The organism is Acinetobacter sp. TY2 (assembly GCF_046269225.1).
Classification (GTDB): domain Bacteria; phylum Pseudomonadota; class Gammaproteobacteria; order Pseudomonadales; family Moraxellaceae; genus Acinetobacter.
Genome location: NZ_JBJZOR010000002.1, coordinates 57,889 through 79,977, shown reverse-complemented (window position 1 = coordinate 79,977; position 22,089 = coordinate 57,889). Strand labels below are relative to the sequence as shown.

Here is a 22,089-nt window from a genome sequence, read left to right as displayed (position 1 = left end):
ATAGAGAAATCTTGCCTAGAGTATGGTCTATTTTACACATCAAAAAAAATTAAAAAATAATGATGAGAAAATGACTTACTTCATTGGCGTTACTCTTTATAAGGAAGGGGCGAGGAATAGATATTGTACAAAAATAACTCAAATTGTCAAATCTAAATAGATCTCTAGTTAACTAAAGATCTATTTAATTTATAAATTTTGTTGTGTTAAGCGACTGTTTTTAACACATCCACAAAAGATGTTGCCACATAGTCAATATTTTTCAAGTTCAAGCCTGCAGCACAAATACGACCGCTACGAAGCAAGTAAATACCGTATTGATCTTTTAAAGTATCAACTTGGTTTGCAGTTAAACCTGTATAACTGAACATACCTTGTTGCTTCACAAGATAGCTAAAATCACGTCCTGGTAATGCAGCTTCAAGTTTTGCTTGCAGTAAAAGACGCATTTGAATAATACGTTCACGCATTTCGTTCAATTCGGCATGCCATTGTGCAGTCAATTCAGGGCTGTTCAAGACAGTATCAACCACTAACGCACCTGTTGTTGGTGGGCTAGAGTAGATACGACGTACAGTTGCTTTAAGTTGACCTAAAACTTTTAATGCAGTTTCTTGATCGTCTGCCACGAACGTTAAGCCACCAACACGCTCGCCATAAATTGAGAAGATTTTTGAAAATGAATTACTAACAATAAAATTCATACCCGATTTGTCGAGCGCACGAATTGCATAAGCATCTTCTTCAAGACCTTGACCAAAACCCTGATAGGCAATATCGAGGAATGGTATTAAATCACGCTCTTTTAATACAGTAATCACGCGATCCCATTGCTCAGCTGTTAAATCCGCGCCTGTTGGGTTGTGACAACAAGGGTGGAGCAAGACAATACCTTTTGCAGGAATAGTCTGTAAATCTGCCAACATTCCTTCAATATCAACACCATTGGTAGATGCATCAAAATAAGTATAAAAATGTGATTTCACGCCTGCGCCATTAAAAATCGCAATGTGATTGTCCCAAGTCGGTTGGCTGACCCAAATATCAGAATCAGGAAAATATTTATTTAAGAAATCTGCACCGACTTTGAGTGCACCTGAACCACCCAAAGTTTGAATCGTCACTGCACGACCATTTTGGCGAGCTTGTGAGTTTTCACCCAATACCAATTGTTGTGTAGAAGCGTTATAAGACTTTGAACCATCCATAGGTAAATAAAGTTTTACCTTTTCATTAAGCGGTTCAATTTTTTTCAATGCTGTTTTAACTGCTTCAAGTTGAGGAACAATCGTGTCCTCATTGTAGTAAAGACCAATACTCAAATTGACTTTATTACTACGCTCATCCTTTCCGAACTCTTCCATAAGAGAAAGAATCGGGTCTCCTGCATAAGCATCTACATGTTGAAACATGGTCAAAGTCCTACAATAATGGTAATGATTAAACGATATTTGTCGTGCTCGATCATATATGTATATCGAAGTCTGACTCAACAGCAGAAATACGAAATTTTCTTATAATTCATTCAACTTTGGTTTATAACAGGCATCATTTTTGCATATTTAGCGTTATTAACGATAAACATGGAGCCAAAGCTCCATGTTGTATAGTTATAGGTTGTAACAATGAATTATGACGATTTCATCGTACTTATCCAATCTATCCCAAAGAAAAGAGTAGAGAAGACCTATCATCTAGAACTCATTTCATTTATTTGCTCGGTTGAACATCAAATTCGAAGGTCCATGTCGATTGACTGGCAGCCTTTGCTGGATCGGCATAGCTAATTTCTTTTAAATGTACACGTGCATAACTTGAACCTTTATTACCACGAATCATCGTTGCATTGTCAATATTGGCTTTGAGCATATGAGGAGCTTGTAAACCATCGGCCTGAGCTGTCTCAATGGTTGGATAATAATTATACCAACCATAATTTAACTTGGCAGGATAAGCCCCTTGGTAAGCAGGATTCAACACAGAAGTAATCGTATTTGAACCCCATTTTGAAACTGTTGCTGTTGTTGTAGCTTTTAAATCTGTTAAGGTCGCTGTAAAAGCATTACTATCCTTAAATTTCTCAGTGATGACTTTACCATCTGCATCATAAAAGCCTGTAGGTTGAGAGGCAACAACACTTCCGACTTGAGCATTTTGTTGGACATTATAGCGGTTGAAAGCTAATTGCCATGACCCCGTGCTTTTGTCACTAATTGTGCCTGTATTTAAGTCAACATATGCCCAACCTTTACTTGCATCAACTGTCAATGTTCGAACATCTTCAGGATTTGCTGTATTGATATAGCGTAAAGAGACATAACCTGAGGTAGAACCTTGATAATAATTGTAAATTTGTACAGCAAATACAGGTTTCTCAACCGTACCAATGACTTTGGTTGAACTATTATCAGTTGTGACTAAATAAGTCTTAAAATTCGGTGACATACGATGATCACCAAATACATCATATTCAAAGAAACTACTTATACCATTTTTACTGTCCATAAATGCATTACTAAATGCATCGACAATCCATGCTTGAGCAGGCAATGCACCTGCTTGAGTTGCATCTTTTTCTTTACTGAGCGTTGCCCATCTTGCATCAAATGGAGAATATAAAGCACCACCTGTTCCTGAGCCACTCACCCCGCTATTGGTAAATAACAATGGCGTTCGTGTACCCATTGCAAATTTCAAATCCCAATCACTGTCATCACAACTGATTTGTGCTTGCATATCAATGTCATAACAATAAGAAGTATTGGATGCAGGTTGAATTTTCCATTCTTTTGCTTTGACTGTAAATAAATCGGTAGAAGCGGGTGGTGTAACATTACCACCGCCTGTATTTGAGTTTGAATTGTCATTTGATGAACCGCCACCACCACATGCAGTTAAAATTAGCCCCAATGTAGTTAATGCCATGACTTTAGAGAGCTGTGTCATGGTTAAAGATGTCGTAAAGCTCGACATTATTGTTTTACTCAAATCAGAACGATTGTTCATGTACTACTTCCTTAGTTTTAAAGCATCTTGTTGAAAAATGGTTGAATTATAAAATTTAAAAATCTTTCTAGATTTCAGACTGATCTAACTGTGATTAATGATTTAAACTTTTTTGCCAATTGAAACGTAGACCCATATAGCTATAACGCCCCGCAATCGGGCGATAATCAAATGCTGCACTAAAATCACGTTGTTCATCAAAGATATTGTCCATACCTGCGAATGCCGTCAGATAAGGCGAAAATTGCCACTCAATTTGACCATCTAAACTGAACCAATCAGGCGAGGTATATTTGTTGGCGCTATCACCAAATTCATCACTTTGGTAACGTGCACGTAAGCTGACATCCAATGCATCCGTGAAGGCATAATCGACACCAAGTCGGGCAATGTGCTCAGGTCGGCGAGTGAGATCTAAATCTGTCGATTTATCTTTAGCTTGTGTATAGGTATAAGCTGCATTGAGGCGTGTTTGTGGGGAAAGTTGCCACTGCGCTGTGGTTTCAATTCCTTTCGTTTCAGCTTGAGCAACATTGCTATAAGAATATTGGGTAATACCATTGATCACGGCGGCATTGTCATAATCTGTTTGAATCAAGTCTTTAATATCATTCCAAAAGAGGTTGATATCTGCATTCCATAGATCATTTTTGACTAGACTTAAACCAAGTTGATAACTGTCTGATTGTTCAGGTTTTAAGTTTGGATTACCAATTACTATATAACCCAAATGACTATGATCAAAAGAATAGAATCGTTCTTTTAAATTCGGAACCCTATAACCTTGTCCATAGCTGAAACGTAGATCGGCAAGTAAGTCATTCTGTTCATAAAAACGATATTTTGTGCTTAATTTAAATGCATTATGATCGCCAAAATCATCATCATTTTGGAAACGCCAACCTATTACAGCGTCTAGCTTATCGCTAAGTTTTAAATCATTTTGTAGATAAAATTCATGACGATCTCGACTGACAGCGCCACCTTGCATTTCAAATTTTCCATTATTGTTCTGTTCGAGTTTTTCTTCATGCCAATCGTAACCCAATTGCCAATTTTGATTACGCCACTTAGGCAAACTCAGTTGTGTGCTGACATGATTATTTTCTTGATTTGAATGGCGTAATGCCGATAAATAACCATCTAAAGTTTGTGTGGATGTAGTGTCATAAGTTTCATGTACACCTTTGATATCGAGCTTTAAATCATCAAGAATATTCCATTGACTGCCTGCGCTAAAACGCTGACGCTCAATATCTTCTACTTTGTATTGCTGTAAATAAAAAGGTGGAACAAAATTTAAACTTCGTTGATGATCTGTTTCTTGGTAATCATTAAAATCTGCCCATAGTAAAAATTGATCAGACGGCTGCCATGCACCGTATAAAGCATATTGTTGACGTTTTTGTTGATCACCTTGCAAAGGGTATAAATCGGGATCTACCGCAAAGCCATCATTTGACAACAGATCAGCACTGACACGCCCTTTGAAACGACCTTGTGCTGCTTCAATATTTATTTTTTCATGGTGATTGTTCGCCGAAGCACTTTTACCGTTGGCATTTTGTTTGCCATAACTGCCTATATCGACTTGACCTGAAATAGATATGCCATCTTTGACTTTTTGGCTAATAATATTAATGACTCCGCCCATGGCAGACGAGCCATATTGTGCCGATGCTGCACCTTTTACTACCTCAATGCGCTCAACACCGTTGATTAAATATTGATCCAAGTCAACCGTGGAACTGGCACTTGCTGCCAGGGGTAGACCATCAATTAAAATAAGAACTTGATCGCTGGTTAAGCCTTGCAATGAAATTTCATAGCCCGATTTTCCATGAATTTCTCTTAATAAAATACCGGGAACATTCTCAAGCGCATCTTTGAGCGTCAGGGCATTGGTACGTTGTAATTCTTTTTGATCAATAATTTCTGTTTTGATCGGGCTGTCCGTCAATTTTTTTTCAGATCGTGTTGCGGTAATCACAATCGGCTGCATTTTTTGATCCGCATTCAATTCCGCCATAGCACTATTTGGGGTACCTAGACCACAACCAATCAGTGCCAAACTTAAGACAGCAAGACGAAATGGAATCGGTTGCGTATTCACAAAAAAACACTTGTTCACGGTGGTTCGCTATTGAAAATATTTATAATTGCAAATGGTAATGATTATCATAATAATTTACAATAGTAATCTGATAGATTTCAGAATACAGAAAATAGCGTTAAAATGCCAATGTAAATGAAATAAATCAGTATCTTAAGACAAGCTTGGAATGTATTTATGAAACAACGTGTGAATTATTTTTTTATGATGTTACTGGCTTTGGGGTGCTCAGTAACTCATGCTGAAATACAAAAAACAACAGTAACCACGGATGCACAGATGGATTTGAAACAAGCATTTTTACAAAAAAGTCTGCATGAAAACCTGACTCAAGAACAGGCACGTCAGGCTATTTTAAAAATGGCAGGTGAATATAAAGTTGATTTTCGTTTTGAAGAATTGTATGCGCTTAAAGCAGGTTATAAATTAAAAGAAAATGATCTATCTGAGGGGCACGAAACCGTTATTGTGCTTGAAAACACCGCCAATAAAGTTTCTTTACAACATATTTTGATTGGTGAAGGGCATGTTGTGAAGCATTGGCGCCAAGATTGGGAATATCAACCAACGCAAATGTGGAGCTATATAGGCAATTATCGTTGGCAAAAAATTGCATTAAAAGCTGAAGAAGCACAGGGCAAATGGTTACAAACCGTTTGGCAAGTGGATGATTCTCCACGCTATGCAGGTTTGGGGTTTTGGGAGAAAAATAATGGCGTAATCTCTTGGACATCTAATGAAACTTATCGTCCATTACCACGACGTGAACATACAACACGTGATGATTACGATGTGATTATTGGTATTAATCGTCAGGCTTTAACTGCAACGGGTTGGGTACATGAACAGGATAATGTCAAATTTGACAGTAAAACTAATACCGTACTTGCACGTGAACTTGGCGTAAACCACTATACTTTAGTTAAAGATTTTGATTTTAAACCAGCTTATGAATATTGGGACAAAAACAAAGACTATTGGGCAACCGTTCGTCAAACTTGGAAACAAGCTTTTGAACAAAATGAAGTACTTGCTTTGAAATTTGCAGGAAAAGATGAAAAAGCACATTACAGCTATTTTAGTGATCAAGCTAAAGCGACAGCAAAGAATAAGGTGGATAATCAAAAGCTTCAAAAACAAGTCAGAACTTTACTCAATCAACAATTGGTTATTGGTCAAGTAAAATAAATGAAACTAAGATTGAAAATGAATTATTTTATTCAGACTTAAATGCCATCATAACCGATGACACAAAATCCTTATGGGATGCTTAGGCATCCCATTTTTATGTTTAAATGTTCTAGATCAACGTTGTAATATTTAGGGAAAATTATGATTGAATAAATAAAAAATTAGCATAATACTCTGCTTCGAAGTAGATCTATATTTTTCAGGGAAACATGTCATGCTACTCAATTTTGAATTTCAAAAAAGCGCTGAGCCACAGTCTAAACCGACAATTGTACTGATCCATGGGCTTTTTGGCAGTTTGAGTAATTTAGGTATGATTGCACGTGTCTTAGAATTGGAATATTCCGTTCTTCAATTGGATGTACGTAACCATGGCAAATCTGCACATGATAAAGACATGAACTATACGGTCATGGCACAAGATGTCATAGAAACATTAGACCATTTAAACATTGAACAATTCTCTGTAATTGGACATTCCATGGGTGGAAAAATTGCCATGAAATTGACTGAACTCGCTCCAAAACGCTTACAAAATTTGATTGTTTTAGATATGTGCCCATTTGCTTATCAAGAAAATCACCACGATTCTATTTTTAAGGCATTATTTGCAGTAGAACAAGCTAACGTAGCAAGCCGTAAAGAAGCTTATGAAATCATGCAAAATTTCTTAAAAGAAGAGATGGTAATCCAATTCTTACTTAAAGGATTTAATAAAGGTCGCTGGTTGTTTAATGTCCAATTTATTTTTGATCATTATGCAGATATTATTGGTTGGCAGGCGCTTAAATTATGGTCAAAACGTACATTATTTATTCGAGGTGGACAATCTCCATATATCTCTAAAGATGAGCATATAGAAGCAATTGATCAACAATTCGATCATGTTGAATTAGAAACAATTGAAAATGCAGGGCATTGGTTACATGCTGAACAACCTGAGCAAGTAATTATCATTATTAAAAATTACTTAAATAAAAATCAATAGTATTAAAAATATTAAAAGCCTAAAATAAACCATATATTTTTAGGCTTTATTTTAAAAGTAAAATGAAAATCAAGATACTGTTTTAATTATTATTTTTAAAAAATGGATTATAATAATGATAACTATGTAAAATTATCTTCATATAACGAACTGATCAATTTCCTTAATATTTAAATAATATAGGTATTTAAAAAGTAATAAAAATATTATCAGGCTATTGCTTGTTAATTGATCTGAAAGTGAGTAAATTAGAGCCATTGATGAGGAATATCAATACATATAAAATGTGATTTATTTCACACTTATAATTTTTTCATATATAATTAGACATAATGAACAAACCGTTTAATTAAACTAAATATTTAACGCGATTAAAAATTACACAGTTGTTTTATTCAGTTTATATTAAATAGTGTGCGGATAATCCAAAGGAAACTATATGCCACGCAGCTACTTGCAAAGTGATTCTATTTTGAATCAGGCCGATACATCTCCGAAAGTCATTATTCCATCTAAAGGACAAATGAGTGATGCCTTACAATTCGCTTTTGACTTATTACCTCATTTAGTTTGGGTAACTGGTGTGTCTACTCGCTATGCAAATAGTGCACTGAAGCAATATATTGGTGTCGAAAATCATCATATCTCTGAAACAGAATGGATGAAATTCATTCATCCAGAAGATGCTGAACATATGTATAACCTTTGGACACATGCACAAAAAACAGGAAAAAAATTCGAAAAAGAATGTCGAATTAAAAACTATCATACTGGTGAGTATGAGTGGTTTCTATTATCAGCACAAAGTATGCAATCCAATATAGCCGACTTCAATTGGATGATTAGCTGTACAAATATTCATGAACGTGCAGTTTTATTACGTGAAACTTCTGACATGTTACGTGCACATACCGACATGCTTGATGTGAGTGTAGATTGTATTAAGATCGTTCGTCCGAATGGCACAGTTTCACATATGAACCGCTCCGGTTGCTTGGCTTTATTGGGTCGAGAACGTGAGAAAAAATTTGGGATGAAATGGTTAGACCTGTTGCCACCCGAAGTACGCAGTAAAGGGCAAAAAGCAATTAACGATGCCATTAAAGGTAAAAATAGTCGTTTTGCTGGTATGAGTGGTATAGGTGAAGGTCGCCAATATTGGGATAATATTCTTACGCCTGTAGTTAATGAGAATGGAGAAACGACAAGTATTTTATGTGTTTCACGTGATGTAACCTTACAAAAAATTGCTGAAAATAAGCTTCGAATTTCTAGCGAAATGGACGAACTTACAGGATTAATGAATAGACGCTCATTCAAGAAAGCTCTGAAAGCATCCATCATGCAATCTCGTGAATTCAAGAAAATCGTGGGTATGATTCTTGTGGATCTGGATCATTTTAAACATATCAATGACACACTTGGTCACTCTGCGGGTGATCACCTTCTTAAAGTTCTCTCAAAACGTTTGATGAATTGTCTTGAAGACAATGCTTATGTGGCTCGTTTGGGTGGTGATGAATTCGCTATTATTATTTCCAACATGACTGATGCGGAAGAAATGCATCAAGTTGCATCAAAAGTTTTAGAACAGCTCGATGCGCCCGTTACTTATCAAGGTAAGCTCATCAATAGCGGAATGAGTATGGGGGGCGCTATTTATCCAACCGATGCTAAAGATGCTTTAGGATTGATGAAATGTGCTGATACCGCACTTAATGACCTTAAAGATCGTGGTCGTGGTGGTTTTCGAAGATTTAGCTATGAAATGTATGAAATTTCTGCATTACGAATCCAACAACTTGATACAGCACGAGAGATTTTACGTAGTAATTTGATTGAACCTTATTATCAGCCCAAAGTACGTTTAGATACACGAGAACTCATTGGTTTTGAGGCTTTATTACGTTGGCATGATGCCGAAGGTGTAGTTCAATTACCATCAACAATTGTTGAAGCATTCAATGACTACGAATTGGCAAGTAAAATCACTGAAACCATGCAAACACGCATTTTCCAAGATATTGCAATGTGGTTAGAGCAAGGCATTGATACTGTTCCAATCTCAATTAACGCTTCACCTGTAGAATTTATGCGAGATAATTACGCTGAAAAGTTATTAAAACGATTAAGTACTTATAATATTCCACATGAATTGGTTGAAATTGAAATTACCGAACATATGTTGGCAGAGCGTGGCTATGAATATGTCATTCGCGCTTTGAAAAAAATGAAAAATGCAGGGGTGCGTATTGCACTAGATGATTTTGGTACAGGGCATTCATCTTTTACCCATCTCAGTGATTATCCTGTAGATTGTTTAAAAATTGATTGTGGTTTTGTCAACCGCATGAATGAAGAAAAGCCGATTAATGCCATTGTTGAAGGTATTGCTAAATTGGGACCAATTCTGTCATTAGATATTATTGCCGAAGGTATTGAAACCGATTTACAACTACAACGTTTACAGGCTGTTGGCTGTAATATGGGGCAGGGTTTCTTATTTAGCCGTGCAATCTGTGCGGATGAAGCCATTTGCATGATGCAAAATCATGCACCGATATAAATACTGAGATAAACATTTTAAATTGCTATAGATATTCGACATGTTACTTATTTTTATTCAATTCTTTTAGAAATAACTTGTCAAATTCACAAACACAGCGTATTGTAACTTTAATGAACATATTTTATTGTGAAGACATAAAATGTTAAAACAACCTTTGATTTTAAACGTATATTATTTTTGGCAATATTTTAAATAGTTGCCTAGACACGTTCGGGCACAATTTAGTTGCCCATCAAAGTTTACACCTGATCGGCAACGATCAGGTTTTTTTATGCTTTACATTTAGCAATTTTCGGAGATTCCAATGAACACTTTTACTTATACATATTTTAGCAACTTTTCTTGGTCAAACTTTTTTCAGGTTATTTCTGAAAATCTACAAACGCATAGACATCAAACGCTCAAATAAAAGATCGGACTGATAGAGATAGTCCAAAGGAATAGACCAATGAAAATGCTTAATCAAACCCCAATACAAGATACAGTACACAGTAATAATGAAACTTTACTGAGCTTACCACATCAATTAAAACAACAATTTCAATTATCAGAAATATTAACAAAGCAAGTAAACACACACCGTCAAACCATTGAAAATATTTTAAATGGTACAGATCCACGTCTCATGGTAATTACGGGTCCATGCTCAATCCATGATCCTATTGCTGCACTCGAATACGCTAAAAAACTAAAAAAAATCCAGACACAAGTTCAAGATCAAATTTTTATTGTGATGCGAACTTATATTGAAAAACCACGTACAACTGTCGGTTGGAAAGGCTTTTTATACGATCCTTTACTTGATGGTTCAGGCAATATGCAACTTGGGCTAGAGCGTTCTCGTGAACTTTTTTTACAAATTATAGAAATGGGCTTACCCATTGCCACTGAAATTTTAAGCCCAATGGCAACGGCTTATTTTGATGATTTACTCAGTTGGGGCGCAATTGGCGCGCGTACCAGTGAGTCACAAATTCATCGTGAGATTTCAAGCCAAATGCCATTCAGTATTGGCTTCAAAAATGGTACAGATGGTTCAATTCAGATTGCATTGGATGCCATTCAGTCAGCAGCACATCCACATCAGTTTTTAGGGATGAGCCAACAAGGTTTGCCTGCGATTTTACATTCGCAAGGCAATCCAAAACCGCATTTAATTTTACGTGGTTCAAATACAGGCACCAATTATCAATTGGCTGAAATTGAAAAAATACGTACAAAGCAACATGATTTACCTGCATTGGTGATTGATTGTAGTCATGGCAATAGCCGTAAAAACCCAATGCTACAGCCTGAAATTCTTGAACAAATTATTCGTGAGAGAGATTTAACTCAAGTTCGTGGGGTAATGTTAGAAAGCTATTTAGTCGATGGTCAGCAAAAAATTAGCGATCATATGACTTATGGTCAATCTGTTACAGATGGTTGTTTAAGTTGGAATAAAACTGAACATTTGCTGCTAAAAGTTGCACAGCAGTTAGAAAATATACAATTAAAACTTTCAGCGTAGATGTTGATTCAAAAATAGGAAGATCATCTCAGGATGATCTTTTTTGTTTTTATTTACATATTTTGATTTCTTTGAGATTTAAAACTCATTTTTTTATTTTTTATTTTTTATTTAGGTATTTAAATATATATCTTTTAAATCAATGCAATATAAAATTATAAAAATGCTCAGTATCAAAGATACGTGCATAAACTTTATAAAAATAGTGAAAATTTAAGGTCTGTGGATAATATGTTTACTGAAGAATTATTGGATGAAGCACGGCGCTTTATGTTCCATATGTTAACAAAAGTGGTCGAATACGGTGGTTCTGATTTATTTATCTCTGCTGATTTTCCACCAAGTATTAAGCATCAAGGCTTGATGAAACCCATTGGACAACAGGCATTAACCTCAGATAAAACACGTTTATTTGCCTATAGTTTAATGAATGAACGCCAGCGTAAAGAGTTTGAACAAGAATTAGAATGCAACTTCGCAATTTCAGTACCTAATGTTTCTCGCTATCGAGTGAATGTATTTCAACAACAACTACAAGTGGGTATGGTCATTCGTACGATTACCGCTGAAATTCCTAACTTTACCAAGCTGAAATTACCACCATCGCTGAAAAATGTGATTATGGAAAAACGTGGTTTAATTTTAGTGGTCGGTGGGACAGGTTCAGGTAAATCGACTTCTCTTGCAGCAATGATTGATCATCGGAATGAAAATTCAGCAGGGCATATAATTACGGTTGAAGACCCTGTTGAATATGTACATAAACATAAAAAATCGATGGTAACGCATCGTGAAGTAGGTGTAGATAGCCATTCTTGGCACAGTGCATTAAAAAATACCTTACGTCAGGCACCCGATGTGATTTTGATTGGTGAAATTCGTGATACAGAAACTATGGAGCATGCCATAGCCTTTGCTGAAACTGGACATTTATGTTTAGGTACATTGCATGCCAATAATGCGAATCAAACACTTGATCGTATTATTAACTTTTTTCCTGAAGAACGTCGTAATCAACTATTGATGGATTTATCTTCAAATATGAAAGCGATTATTTCTCAACGTTTAGTTCGTACACAAGATGGCCAAGGGCGTCGAGCTGCTGTTGAAATTATGTTGAATACACCTTTGATGGCTGAAAATATTCTCAAAGGACAATTTTATACCTTAAAAGAAATTATGACCAAATCTCGTGAATTAGGCATGCAAACTTTCGATCAAGCCTTATTTGATTTATATGATGAAGGCTCCATTTCATACGATGAAGCAATGCGAAATTCGGATTCTGTTAATGAATTACGTTTAAAAATAAAATTAGAATCAAGACGCAAAGAAGGTACAGCACCTCAACATACAACATCGCTCAATATGGTACAGGAGGCAGTCACATCGCCTGAAGAAGCATCGGAAGTTGTAGAAACTTAATACTTTCTATATATGTAGAAATTAAAAAAATCAGCCATTCGGCTGATTTTTTTATGATTTATTAATCTGAAATAGATTATAAACCTGCTTCATATTCAGTACTGCTCAGTAATTTTTCGACATCTGCCATATTGTAAGGCTTGATTTTATAAATCCAACCTTTGCCATACGGTGCATCATTGACAAAATCAGGATCATCTTCAAGTTCAGTATTCACTTCAACCACAACACCTGAAACAGGCGCATGAATATCAGAAGCCGTTTTTACAGACTCCACAACACCCGCTTGTTGACCTGCAGTGAGTTGAGTCCCCACTTCAGGTGCTTCAACGTAAACTAAATCGCCCAATGCATCTTGTGCATGGTCAGAAATACCAGTAATGACAAGATCACCTTCAATTTTCACCCATTCATGGGTAGTTGCATATTTAAGGTCTGAAGGATGGTTCATGGTAACTCCCTAAAAGTAATCTATTATTTTTGCAAAATGTTATACCGCTTTTTGACTAAAAATAAAAGTATTTCAAAACACTGAGTTTATTGGTCTTGCTTATAAGTAAGGGTCTTTCCGCCAATTGCTTGGGCTACGACCGCTCCACCTTTTAAATGCTCGGCTAAAATTGGCGACATCCGAATAACCGAGTTCATCGGCAATTTGTTCAAGTGAATAATCTGTACGTGATAATAATGACGTTGCATGACGATAACGTACTTCATCAACTAGTGTGGAAAATGATGTATTTTCAGCAGCGAGTTGACGTTTCAGTGTCCGATCAGACATATGTAGAAGTTCTGCGACGCTTTCAATACTTAAATAATGCTGTTCAGAATTGGTTAGAATATCACGGACACGCATAGCGAGGCGACGGCGTTCACCCAAAGCAGAAAGCTCTGCTTCACATTGATTAATTGCAATTTGGCTCGCAATGGGATCAGCATTGACCATTTTTAAGCCTAAATATTTTTTATCAAAACTTGCCAATAAATGCGGCTGTGAAAAGCGCATGTTGTACTGATCTTGAAATTTTGAATTGTATTTTTCAAAACCTTCAGGCATTGGAAAATCAAAATCAATATCACCTTCCAAATGATTAATGCCCGTCAGTGCCTTTGCCATGGTCATAATACCAAAGGTGAGTCCCATGACAATTTCGGTTCTTAAAGGTTCAATTTCAATATCGCACTGCAATTGTAATGTCGCTTTTTCACCAAAAGTCGAAAAATATAGCTGTAAAAATGGCATACGGAGCTGGATAAAACGGTTTGCCAAAACCAAAGCATCGGTAATATCATTGGCAGTCATAATGGCATAGCCGATAAAACCATGAATTGAAATACGCATTTGCGTACCTAAATGATAGCCTAAAGTACTTTCACCAGTCATTTTTAAGGCATGTTTGACAAGTTCATTGGCAACAGGTGTTGGAATACGGTAGTCAGGTTCAGCAAGTTGTTCACTGGTAAAGTGAAAAGGTGCAAATAAACTCTCCGCGCTATAGCCCCATCGAGAAACAATATCGAGCAATAAAAGTCCATAAACACCCGGAATTCCATGGTTCTGACGATTTGACATTGTTTTCATTTGCGATCCGTGCTCTCACATTTTATGTGTGTTGGCTGAGTTTTATCTTGTCATAAAAAATGTCAGCAATATAGATAAATTGTCCGACATAGCCCTTTGACTTTATTCAATGTCTCGTCTAAATACAACAATTTTGGTAGTGGAAATGAGTAAAACATCATCATGCTGATTTTTCGCTTGTGTTACATAGCTCACCATCGCACGGTCATGTTTAGTTCGAGAGGGAGTAATCGATACAATTTCAACTTCAACGTGAATATGATCACCTGGTCGAGTTGGTTTAGGCCAACGTAAACTTGACTCAGAACCAATTAAACCCTTAGCGATAGGAAAGCATTCTGTCCATAAACGCATGGTCACCGCAGCAGTGTGCCATCCACTAGCAGCAATGCCTTGAAAAATAAGATGGTCTTTGGCTTTTTCAACATCAGTATGGAAGACTTGCGGATCAAATTTTTGTGCAAATTCTAAAATTTCCTCTAAAGTCATTTCATAAGAACGACTTTTAAAATGATCACCTACATTTAAATCTTCTAAATACAACATTTATTCCGCTTCCTCTGCTTTCGGTTTTTCTTGTTCCACTAAAAACTCACCTGTTTGGCGTTGCCACAGTTGAGCATAAATTCCATTTTGTGCAATCAGTTCTTCATGCGTGCCTTGTTCCGCAATATGTCCTTGATCCAAGACAATTAAACGATCCATTTGAGCAATAGTTGATAGTCGATGTGCAATGGCAATGACCGTTTTATCTTGCATTAAATCATCTAGGCTTGATTGAATGGCTGCTTCAACCTCAGAATCAAGCGCACTCGTTGCTTCATCTAAAATTAAAATAGGTGCATCTTTTAAAAATACACGAGCAATGGCAATCCGTTGGCGTTGTCCACCAGAAAGTTTTACACCACGTTCACCGACATAAGCGTCATAGCCATGTTGACCTCGGAGATCGCTTAATTGTGGAATAAATTCATCTGCTTTGGCTTTACGCACAGCAGCATACATGTCTTCATCTGTTGCATCAGGACGACCATATTTAATATTTTCAGCAACAGAGCGATGCAATAGGGAAGTGTCCTGAGTTACCATCGCAATATTTTTTCTTAAACTGTCCTGTGTAACATTTTGAATATTTTGATCATCAATGCAAATACGACCTTGGTTAATGGTGTAGAAGTTTAGAAGTAGTTGAATCAGAGTTGATTTTCCTGCGCCTGAACGTCCAACAATACCAATTTTTTCACCTGCTTTAATTTCTAAATTAAATTGATCAATGACTTTCTTTTCGTTATAGGCAAAGCTGACATCTTTAAATTCAATTTTACCTTGCGTGATTTGCAATGGTTTGGCATCGGGTGCATCTTGGATGTTAATAGATTTACCCATGGTCATCATACCATCTTGAATTGTTCCAACATTTTCAAATAGGGCAGAGGTTTGCCACATCATAAATGCAGCCATACTATTGAGTTTTAAAATCATAGCAGTCGTTGCAGCAATGACACCAATAGCGGCTTGACCATTTAACCAAAGCCAAACGGCTGTACCCAATACACCAAAGAAAAGAACGGCTGTAAGTAGATTAATGCAAATTTCATACATTGAGCCTAAACGCATTTGTTTAAACACAGTGATCATAAAGGTCTGCATGGATTCTTTAGCATATTTGCTTTCACGACCGGCATGTGCAAAGAGTTTTACAGTTTGAATGTTGGTATAGGCATCGGTTACACGTCCAGTCATCACCGCTCGTGCATCGGCTTGTTGTTTAGAAATTCTACCTAGACGTGGAATAAAAAAACATGCTGCGCCAATAAAAAGCGCCAACCAAAGCATTAAAGGTAGTAATAAAAGTGGAGAAATATTACCAAGAACAACACTAATGGTAATAAAGTAAATAATGACATAGGTCAGCATATCACCCAAAATCACCCAAAACTCACGTACAGCAAGAGAAGTTTGCATGACTTTGGCAGATAAACGCCCAGCAAAATCGCTATGGAAAAAATCAAGACTTTGTTGCAAAAGTAAATTATGAAAGCGCCAACGCAAACGCATTGGGAAACTGCTGTATAAAATCTGATGACGTACAATAGATTGTATACTTGAAAATATAATATTTCCGAGTAAGAAAAAGCTCAAAATCATCAAATTACTTTTATGATTGGTAATAAAGGTTTCAGGTGTAGAACTCGTTAACCAGTCAACCAAATGACCAATCTGTGCAAAAAAGATCGCTTCAAAACTTGCTGTTGCTGCTGTAAGTAAAATTAACATTAGCAAATAACGTCGAACGCCATAGGCTGCTTGCCAAACAAAAGCAAAAAATGTTTTTGGCAATGGTTCATTTAAGCCTTTTTCGGGATAAGGATCGACCAGACGTTCAAACCATTGCAGCATATCACCCTCGGGTATTTTGAATAGAGATTATGAAAAACAAACAGATATATCGATAAAAAACGATAATAGAGATGATTTTAACTTATTTCGGGAAAAAAGTACGCCAATCACCCGAATTAAATCTTAAATTTAACTCGATAGTGTTACAGCAAGGCATTTTTTGAAAATAAAAAATTTGAAAATAAAAAATCCCTGACACAAGGGGAGGGATTTTTATGTAGTGACTTAAAATGAAAGGTAATTTACCACATCAAATCATCAGGAATGACATAAGCTGCATACGGATCTTCTTCATCCGTGACATCATTGTTGGTTGTACTTGCATTACTTACAATAATAAAGCCAAGCATTTTTTCATTAATACGATCAGCCAAAGCTTTCGGTAAAAATGCATAAGATTCTTGATCTTTTGCAATCACCAAACTACCCGATACCAAAGCATTATAAATTTGTTGATTAATATAAAGCTTTTTAACTTTAGCATCATCAATAAATTGATAAACGTTGTCACCATCAGTATCTCTAATTTTATGTTGACCAATCATTTGAATCACAGCCGCTTTCAATGCTTTTTCATCTAAAGCACGCTGTTTTTCTTCATTCAGCGCCTGATCACGTGCAACTTTTTCTTGCTGATCTTTGGCAATTTTTGCTTGTAATTCAGCTTCAGTGCCTTGACCTGTACGTTGCTCATGCTGTGCTTGTTTGCTGAGTTTTTTTGCTTTTTTATTATCGACTAACCCAGCTTTCAATAATTGAGCCTGCAAAGCGTTCTTTACCATGACTACGATCCATTACTTTTGACAATGTAAAAATTTATACGAAATAATGCCATAAACAATGCACAGTGTCAGGCTGAGCATTGCAGGAATCAAAAACGCATGTAATTGTAAATAAGGATGGGCAATGCATGCAATCACACCGCCCAAGATAAATCCAATTAAGATTAAAAGATGTAAAATAATTTTACGAATATCGGTTTTTAAGCCTTTTAAATGATAACCAAATGCTAAACCAAGATCTGTTAAAACGCCCGATAAATGCGTGGTGCGAATAATTACACCTTGATAATGACTCACCATCGCATTTTGTACACCCATTGCAACACATGCCCAAAGCAAAGCATAACGTGGAAAATAAGGGATAAACGACCAACATAACAGAATGAAAATAGTGACTAAAATCAGTGGAATACCATAACGCCGACCAAGCTGAAAATGGCTATTTCCGAGAATAAAACCACTATAGCTTGCACCAATCATATAGCTAAGAATAACTAACGATAAATAGACCAGTTGCGAAGATTGCCCTGAAACGAGCGCTTGAGAAAGCAGGCTAGCATTGCCTGTCATATGGGATACAGATTGATGTAATACAGTAATCAATCCTAAAACATTAATCATGCCCGCATTGATTGCGAGCATGAAAGCACCAAATTGAATCCAGTTGGGTAAACGTTGAAATGGCATTGCGATATTTTTACTTTAATCTTCAATGCCTTCCAATATCGCTTATTTTCTAGATAAATCAACTGCTGCGGTAAATAAAACATCTGTAGATGAGTTAAGTGCTGTTTCAGTTGAGTCTTGTAATACCGAAATTACCATACCAATTGCAACGACTTGCATCGCAACGGTAGAGTCGATACCGAACAGACCACAGGCAACAGGAATCAATAATAATGAGCCACCCGCAACACCAGAAGCACCACACGCCGTCACAACAGCCACCACAGATAAAATAATCATGGTTACAAGGCTCACTTCAATATGTAATGTATTGACAGCAGCCAAAGTTAAAACAGTAATGGTTACTGCAGCACCAGCCATATTAATGGTCGCACCTAAAGGAATCGCAACACTTGCAGTCGATTCAGTCACACCTAAACGTTTTGCTAAATCAAGATTCACAGGAATATTAGCCGCTGAACTTCGGGTGAAAAATGCGGTAATACCACTTTCCTTTAAGCATTTTATGACCAAAGGATACGGGTTTTTACGCATGACTACACCAACAATAATCGGGTTAATCACCAATGCTACAAAGAGCATTGTTCCAACCAAAACAGCAAGTAAATGTGCATAATTTTCAAGTGTTTCAAGACCAGCTTGTGCAAATGTTGCAACTACAAGACCAAAAATACCCAAAGGAGCAAAATTAATGACAATACGAATAATTGAATTTACGGCATGCGAGATGTCAGTAATAACTGCTCGTGTCACGTCTGAACCATGACGTAATGCAGCACCTAGACCCACAGCCCATGCCAAAATACCAATGAAGTTTGCTTCATGCAATGCTGTAATTGGATTAGTAATAAAGCTCAGCAATAAGTTTTTCATTACTTCAGCAATACTTCCCGGAGGTTGCATCTGAGTTTCAGGATTGATTGTTAAGAACAAAGTACTTGGGAATAAAACACTTGCAACGACAGCACTAAATGCCGCCAACAACATCCCTATGCCATACAAACCTAAAATAGGTTTTAAGTTACTTGCGCCTTCACCCACTTTAAAATTAGCAATAGATGCAAGTACCAAGACAAACACCAAGATCGGTGCAACCGACTTCAATGCCTTAATAAACAAATCACCCAACAAGCTTACATATGGAGCAGCTTGTGGAAATAAAGTCGCAACCAAACCACCCAAAGCGATAGCAATAATGATGCGAGAAACCAGACTTAACCGAGCCAGGGCTGAGAACATAACTGAGCCTTACCAAGTGCACATTGCACAAATCAAGAAAACAAGCGGAGTATTTTATACTGAAAATACATTTATCAGATACATTTATTAACCATATAAAATATCATATTCAATTAAAACGAATTTTTTTCGAATTTAAATATATGAATATACATGAATTTATAGACCAATCTTAAAATTAAGTAGAAATTTGGGCTTCTGTCTGATGTAAAGTCTGCATTGCTTGGTAATGAGTAAGAAATACTTTTCCACTTAAATCGTGGGTAAGTTTAGAGCGGTTGAGACGATCCATCACAGGACCTTTGACTTCAGACAAATGTAACTGAATCCCTAATTTATCTAATTCTTGATTAATTTCTTCTAAAGTTTCAAGTGCACTCAAATCAATACTACTAATGCTTGTACAATTCAAAACGACATGCTTGAGCTGTGTATTTTGACTAATTTCAGCAATAATAAATTCTTTTAAAGAGTTGGCATTTAAGAAACTTAAGCTTTCATCAATACGAACCGACACAATACTGGGTAAAGTAATCACTTGATGACGACTGATATTACGAAAATGTTCTGTACCTTGAATTTGCCCAATCACTGCTATATGCGGACGACTAATACGCCATAAAAGTAGAATAAAAGTCGAGAAAACCCCAATCATCAAACCAGTAGAAATATCTAAAAATAAAACACCAAAGAAAGTGACCCACATGGCAATACCATCGGCTTTCGAATATTTCCATGTCTCAATAAAAGGTCTGAAATCGACAAGCTTCCAAATAGAAACGATGATGGTTGCACTTAAAATTGCAAGCGGTAATTCACGGAAAGCATTAGTGAAATACATGCTCACAACAACAATGAATAACGATGATAAAACGCCTGCCATAGGTGTTTTTGCACCCGCATCGGCATTGACCACAGTGCGTGATAAACTCCCTGTAACAGGAAATGATGAGGATAAACCTGCACCAATATTGGCAAGACCAAGAGCAATAAGTTCCTGATTACTATTTAGTTTGCTGCGTTGTTGAAATGCTGTTGCCTGAGCAATAGAAATAGATTCAACAAAACTCACCATCGCAATCATTGCAGCACCAGGAAGTAGCTTAATAACAAGTTCCCAACTCCAAAATGGCATACTTAAAGGTGGAAAACCTGATGGAATTTCCCCCACAGTTTTGATGCCGTAGTCTTCTAAATGTAGAAAATGCACCATCAAAATTGAAATAAGAACTAAAAGTAAGGGGAGGGCTTTCATCCAAAAGGACAGGGTATGTTTACTAATGATTTTTTGAATAGCTGTAATTTGAGTAATTTTGGGTAACATGACCAAAAACAAAATCGCACTTAAGCCTAAAATCATTGTTGGAGTTTGAATGTAAGGGAAATATTGCCAAGCACTGACTAGAAATTCAGAAATATTATTGGTCAGTAATGGTACATCAAACAGATATTTAACCTGACTCAACGCAATGAGTACGGCAGAAGCAATGATAAAGCTTTTAATGACGGGATGGCTAATTAAACGAATCAAAAATCCGAAACGAAATAAGCCCAAAATAAAGGAAATAATACCAACCAATAATGCCAATAAACACGCTGCTTGAATATATACAGGGGAACCTGCCTCAAACATCGGATTCAATGTAGCAAAAGTCATCATTGAAATCAGGGCAACAGGTCCAATAGACAGGGTTGAACTTCCGCCAATCAATGCATAAATGATCATAGGAATAATGCTAGCGTACAATCCAGTTATTGGCGGTAAACCTGCGACCATTGCATATGCCATACCTTGCGGAACAAGCATTGCAATAACAATGAGTGCTGAAAGTAAATCTGATTTAAATTTTGATGAGCTGTAGTCCTGTAACCATCGCCATGCAGGAAACCAACGGGCGATGTTTGATGCGGATTTTGACATAAAAGGTTCTTTATCACATTTACATATATATTATGCATGAAAAGTGATAAAAAGACAGGCAAATTGCGAATGTTTACTTATGATATTTTTTTAGATTTTATTCATTTTGGGCAATATAAGTCATAAAGCTGATTGAGTACTAAAACAAGTTTTTCATCTTTAATCGAGTAAAAAATTTGTTTCCCATCACGTCGCGTATTCACAACATCACTTTTACGTAGCATCATTAATTGTTGCGAGAGTGTTGGTTGTGTAATATGGGTTAATTGTTCAATTTGCGAAACGTTAAGTTCTTCATAAGCCAAATGACATAAAATGAGTAATCGATCAGTATTTCCTAATGATTTTAAAATAGTAACGACTGAATCCGCTGCATTACGCATTGCCTCAATTTTTAGATTCTGACTCATTAAAATTTCCAAAGTGATCAACAACGATAAGTATAACGTGATTGTAAATAAAAGATAAAATTAATCTGTTATAAATTAGATATTATGACTAATTGATTTAACACAGCATTAATTATGCCTATAGAGCAAATCAATTTGTAGAGTCACAAACAAAGTTTGGTGCTCAAATGCAGATTTACAGTGTTAATCCAATTCCCAAGAAAAATCCTTAACAACCAAATACATAATTATACCAATTTCGCATAATGTATATTATGTTAAATAGG

Annotated in this window: 17 protein-coding genes; 5 read left to right on the top strand and 12 right to left on the bottom strand. The window is 36.3% G+C overall.

The window, feature by feature from the left end:
• Positions 1-206: 206 nt before the first annotated feature.
• From ACK1JC_RS01510 to ACK1JC_RS01500, 3 genes are all read right to left on the bottom strand, one after another.
• Entirely contained in the window at positions 207-1,412 is a 1,206-nt protein-coding gene (locus tag ACK1JC_RS01510) for an aromatic amino acid transaminase (RefSeq protein ID WP_409510079.1), read from the bottom strand.
• A gap of 298 nt (positions 1,413-1,710) precedes the next feature.
• Positions 1,711-3,006 (bottom strand): hypothetical protein, encoded by a 1,296-nt coding sequence (locus ACK1JC_RS01505; RefSeq protein WP_409510078.1) that lies wholly within the window; start codon positions 3,004-3,006, stop codon positions 1,711-1,713.
• A 94-nt stretch (positions 3,007-3,100) separates the two neighbouring features.
• On the bottom strand, positions 3,101-5,035 hold the full coding sequence (locus ACK1JC_RS01500) for a TonB-dependent receptor plug domain-containing protein (protein ID WP_409510206.1): 1,935 nt from the start codon (positions 5,033-5,035) through the stop codon (positions 3,101-3,103).
• 261 nt (positions 5,036-5,296) lie between these two features.
• Between ACK1JC_RS01500 and ACK1JC_RS01495 the strand changes: the two genes are divergently transcribed.
• The 5 genes from ACK1JC_RS01495 (at position 5,297) to ACK1JC_RS01475 (ending at position 12,802) form a co-directional block, all read left to right on the top strand.
• Positions 5,297-6,307 carry a DUF6607 family protein gene (locus ACK1JC_RS01495; RefSeq protein ID WP_409510077.1) on the top strand — a complete coding sequence of 337 codons (1,011 nt, stop codon included), beginning with the start codon at positions 5,297-5,299 and terminating at the stop codon, positions 6,305-6,307.
• A 217-nt stretch (positions 6,308-6,524) separates the two neighbouring features.
• Positions 6,525-7,298: an alpha/beta fold hydrolase gene (locus ACK1JC_RS01490; protein WP_409510076.1), complete on the top strand. Its 774-nt coding sequence runs from the start codon at positions 6,525-6,527 to the stop codon at positions 7,296-7,298.
• Positions 7,299-7,737: 439 nt separating this feature from the next.
• A complete protein-coding gene (locus ACK1JC_RS01485; RefSeq protein WP_409510075.1) occupies positions 7,738-9,864 on the top strand; it encodes an EAL domain-containing protein in 2,127 nt (708 codons plus the stop codon).
• Positions 9,865-10,315: 451 nt separating this feature from the next.
• Positions 10,316-11,377: a 3-deoxy-7-phosphoheptulonate synthase gene (locus ACK1JC_RS01480; RefSeq protein WP_409510074.1), complete on the top strand. Its 1,062-nt coding sequence runs from the start codon at positions 10,316-10,318 to the stop codon at positions 11,375-11,377.
• Positions 11,378-11,608: 231 nt separating this feature from the next.
• Positions 11,609-12,802 carry a PilT/PilU family type 4a pilus ATPase gene (locus tag ACK1JC_RS01475; protein ID WP_409510073.1) on the top strand — a complete coding sequence of 398 codons (1,194 nt, stop codon included), beginning with the start codon at positions 11,609-11,611 and terminating at the stop codon, positions 12,800-12,802.
• Positions 12,803-12,878: 76 nt separating this feature from the next.
• On the opposite strand, the gene gcvH is transcribed toward ACK1JC_RS01475, so the two are convergent.
• From gcvH to ACK1JC_RS01430, 9 genes are all read right to left on the bottom strand, one after another.
• The gene (gcvH, locus tag ACK1JC_RS01470; RefSeq protein ID WP_409510072.1) at positions 12,879-13,253 is read right to left on the bottom strand and encodes a glycine cleavage system protein GcvH; all 375 of its coding nucleotides are present in this window, start codon (positions 13,251-13,253) and stop codon (positions 12,879-12,881) included.
• Positions 13,254-13,352: 99 nt separating this feature from the next.
• Entirely contained in the window at positions 13,353-14,384 is a 1,032-nt protein-coding gene (locus ACK1JC_RS01465; protein WP_409510071.1) for a helix-turn-helix domain-containing protein, read from the bottom strand.
• Between the two features lie 102 nt (positions 14,385-14,486).
• Positions 14,487-14,930, bottom strand: a complete 444-nt coding sequence (locus tag ACK1JC_RS01460) for a MaoC family dehydratase (RefSeq protein WP_409510070.1) — start codon at positions 14,928-14,930, stop codon at positions 14,487-14,489.
• The gene (locus ACK1JC_RS01455; protein ID WP_409510069.1) at positions 14,931-16,784 is read right to left on the bottom strand and encodes an ABC transporter ATP-binding protein; all 1,854 of its coding nucleotides are present in this window, start codon (positions 16,782-16,784) and stop codon (positions 14,931-14,933) included.
• 242 nt (positions 16,785-17,026) lie between these two features.
• Positions 17,027-17,566, bottom strand: coding sequence for a DUF2058 domain-containing protein (locus ACK1JC_RS01450; protein WP_409510068.1), 540 nt, complete (start codon positions 17,564-17,566; stop codon positions 17,027-17,029).
• Positions 17,567-17,578: 12 nt separating this feature from the next.
• Positions 17,579-18,253, bottom strand: coding sequence for a YoaK family protein (locus ACK1JC_RS01445; protein ID WP_409510067.1), 675 nt, complete (start codon positions 18,251-18,253; stop codon positions 17,579-17,581).
• 42 nt (positions 18,254-18,295) lie between these two features.
• On the bottom strand, positions 18,296-19,492 hold the full coding sequence (gene sstT / locus ACK1JC_RS01440; protein ID WP_409510066.1) for a serine/threonine transporter SstT: 1,197 nt from the start codon (positions 19,490-19,492) through the stop codon (positions 18,296-18,298).
• Positions 19,493-19,670: 178 nt separating this feature from the next.
• Positions 19,671-21,413 carry a SulP family inorganic anion transporter gene (locus ACK1JC_RS01435; RefSeq protein WP_409510065.1) on the bottom strand — a complete coding sequence of 581 codons (1,743 nt, stop codon included), beginning with the start codon at positions 21,411-21,413 and terminating at the stop codon, positions 19,671-19,673.
• Between the two features lie 101 nt (positions 21,414-21,514).
• The gene (locus tag ACK1JC_RS01430) at positions 21,515-21,823 is read right to left on the bottom strand and encodes a metalloregulator ArsR/SmtB family transcription factor (RefSeq protein ID WP_409510064.1); all 309 of its coding nucleotides are present in this window, start codon (positions 21,821-21,823) and stop codon (positions 21,515-21,517) included.
• Positions 21,824-22,089 lie beyond the last annotated feature (266 nt).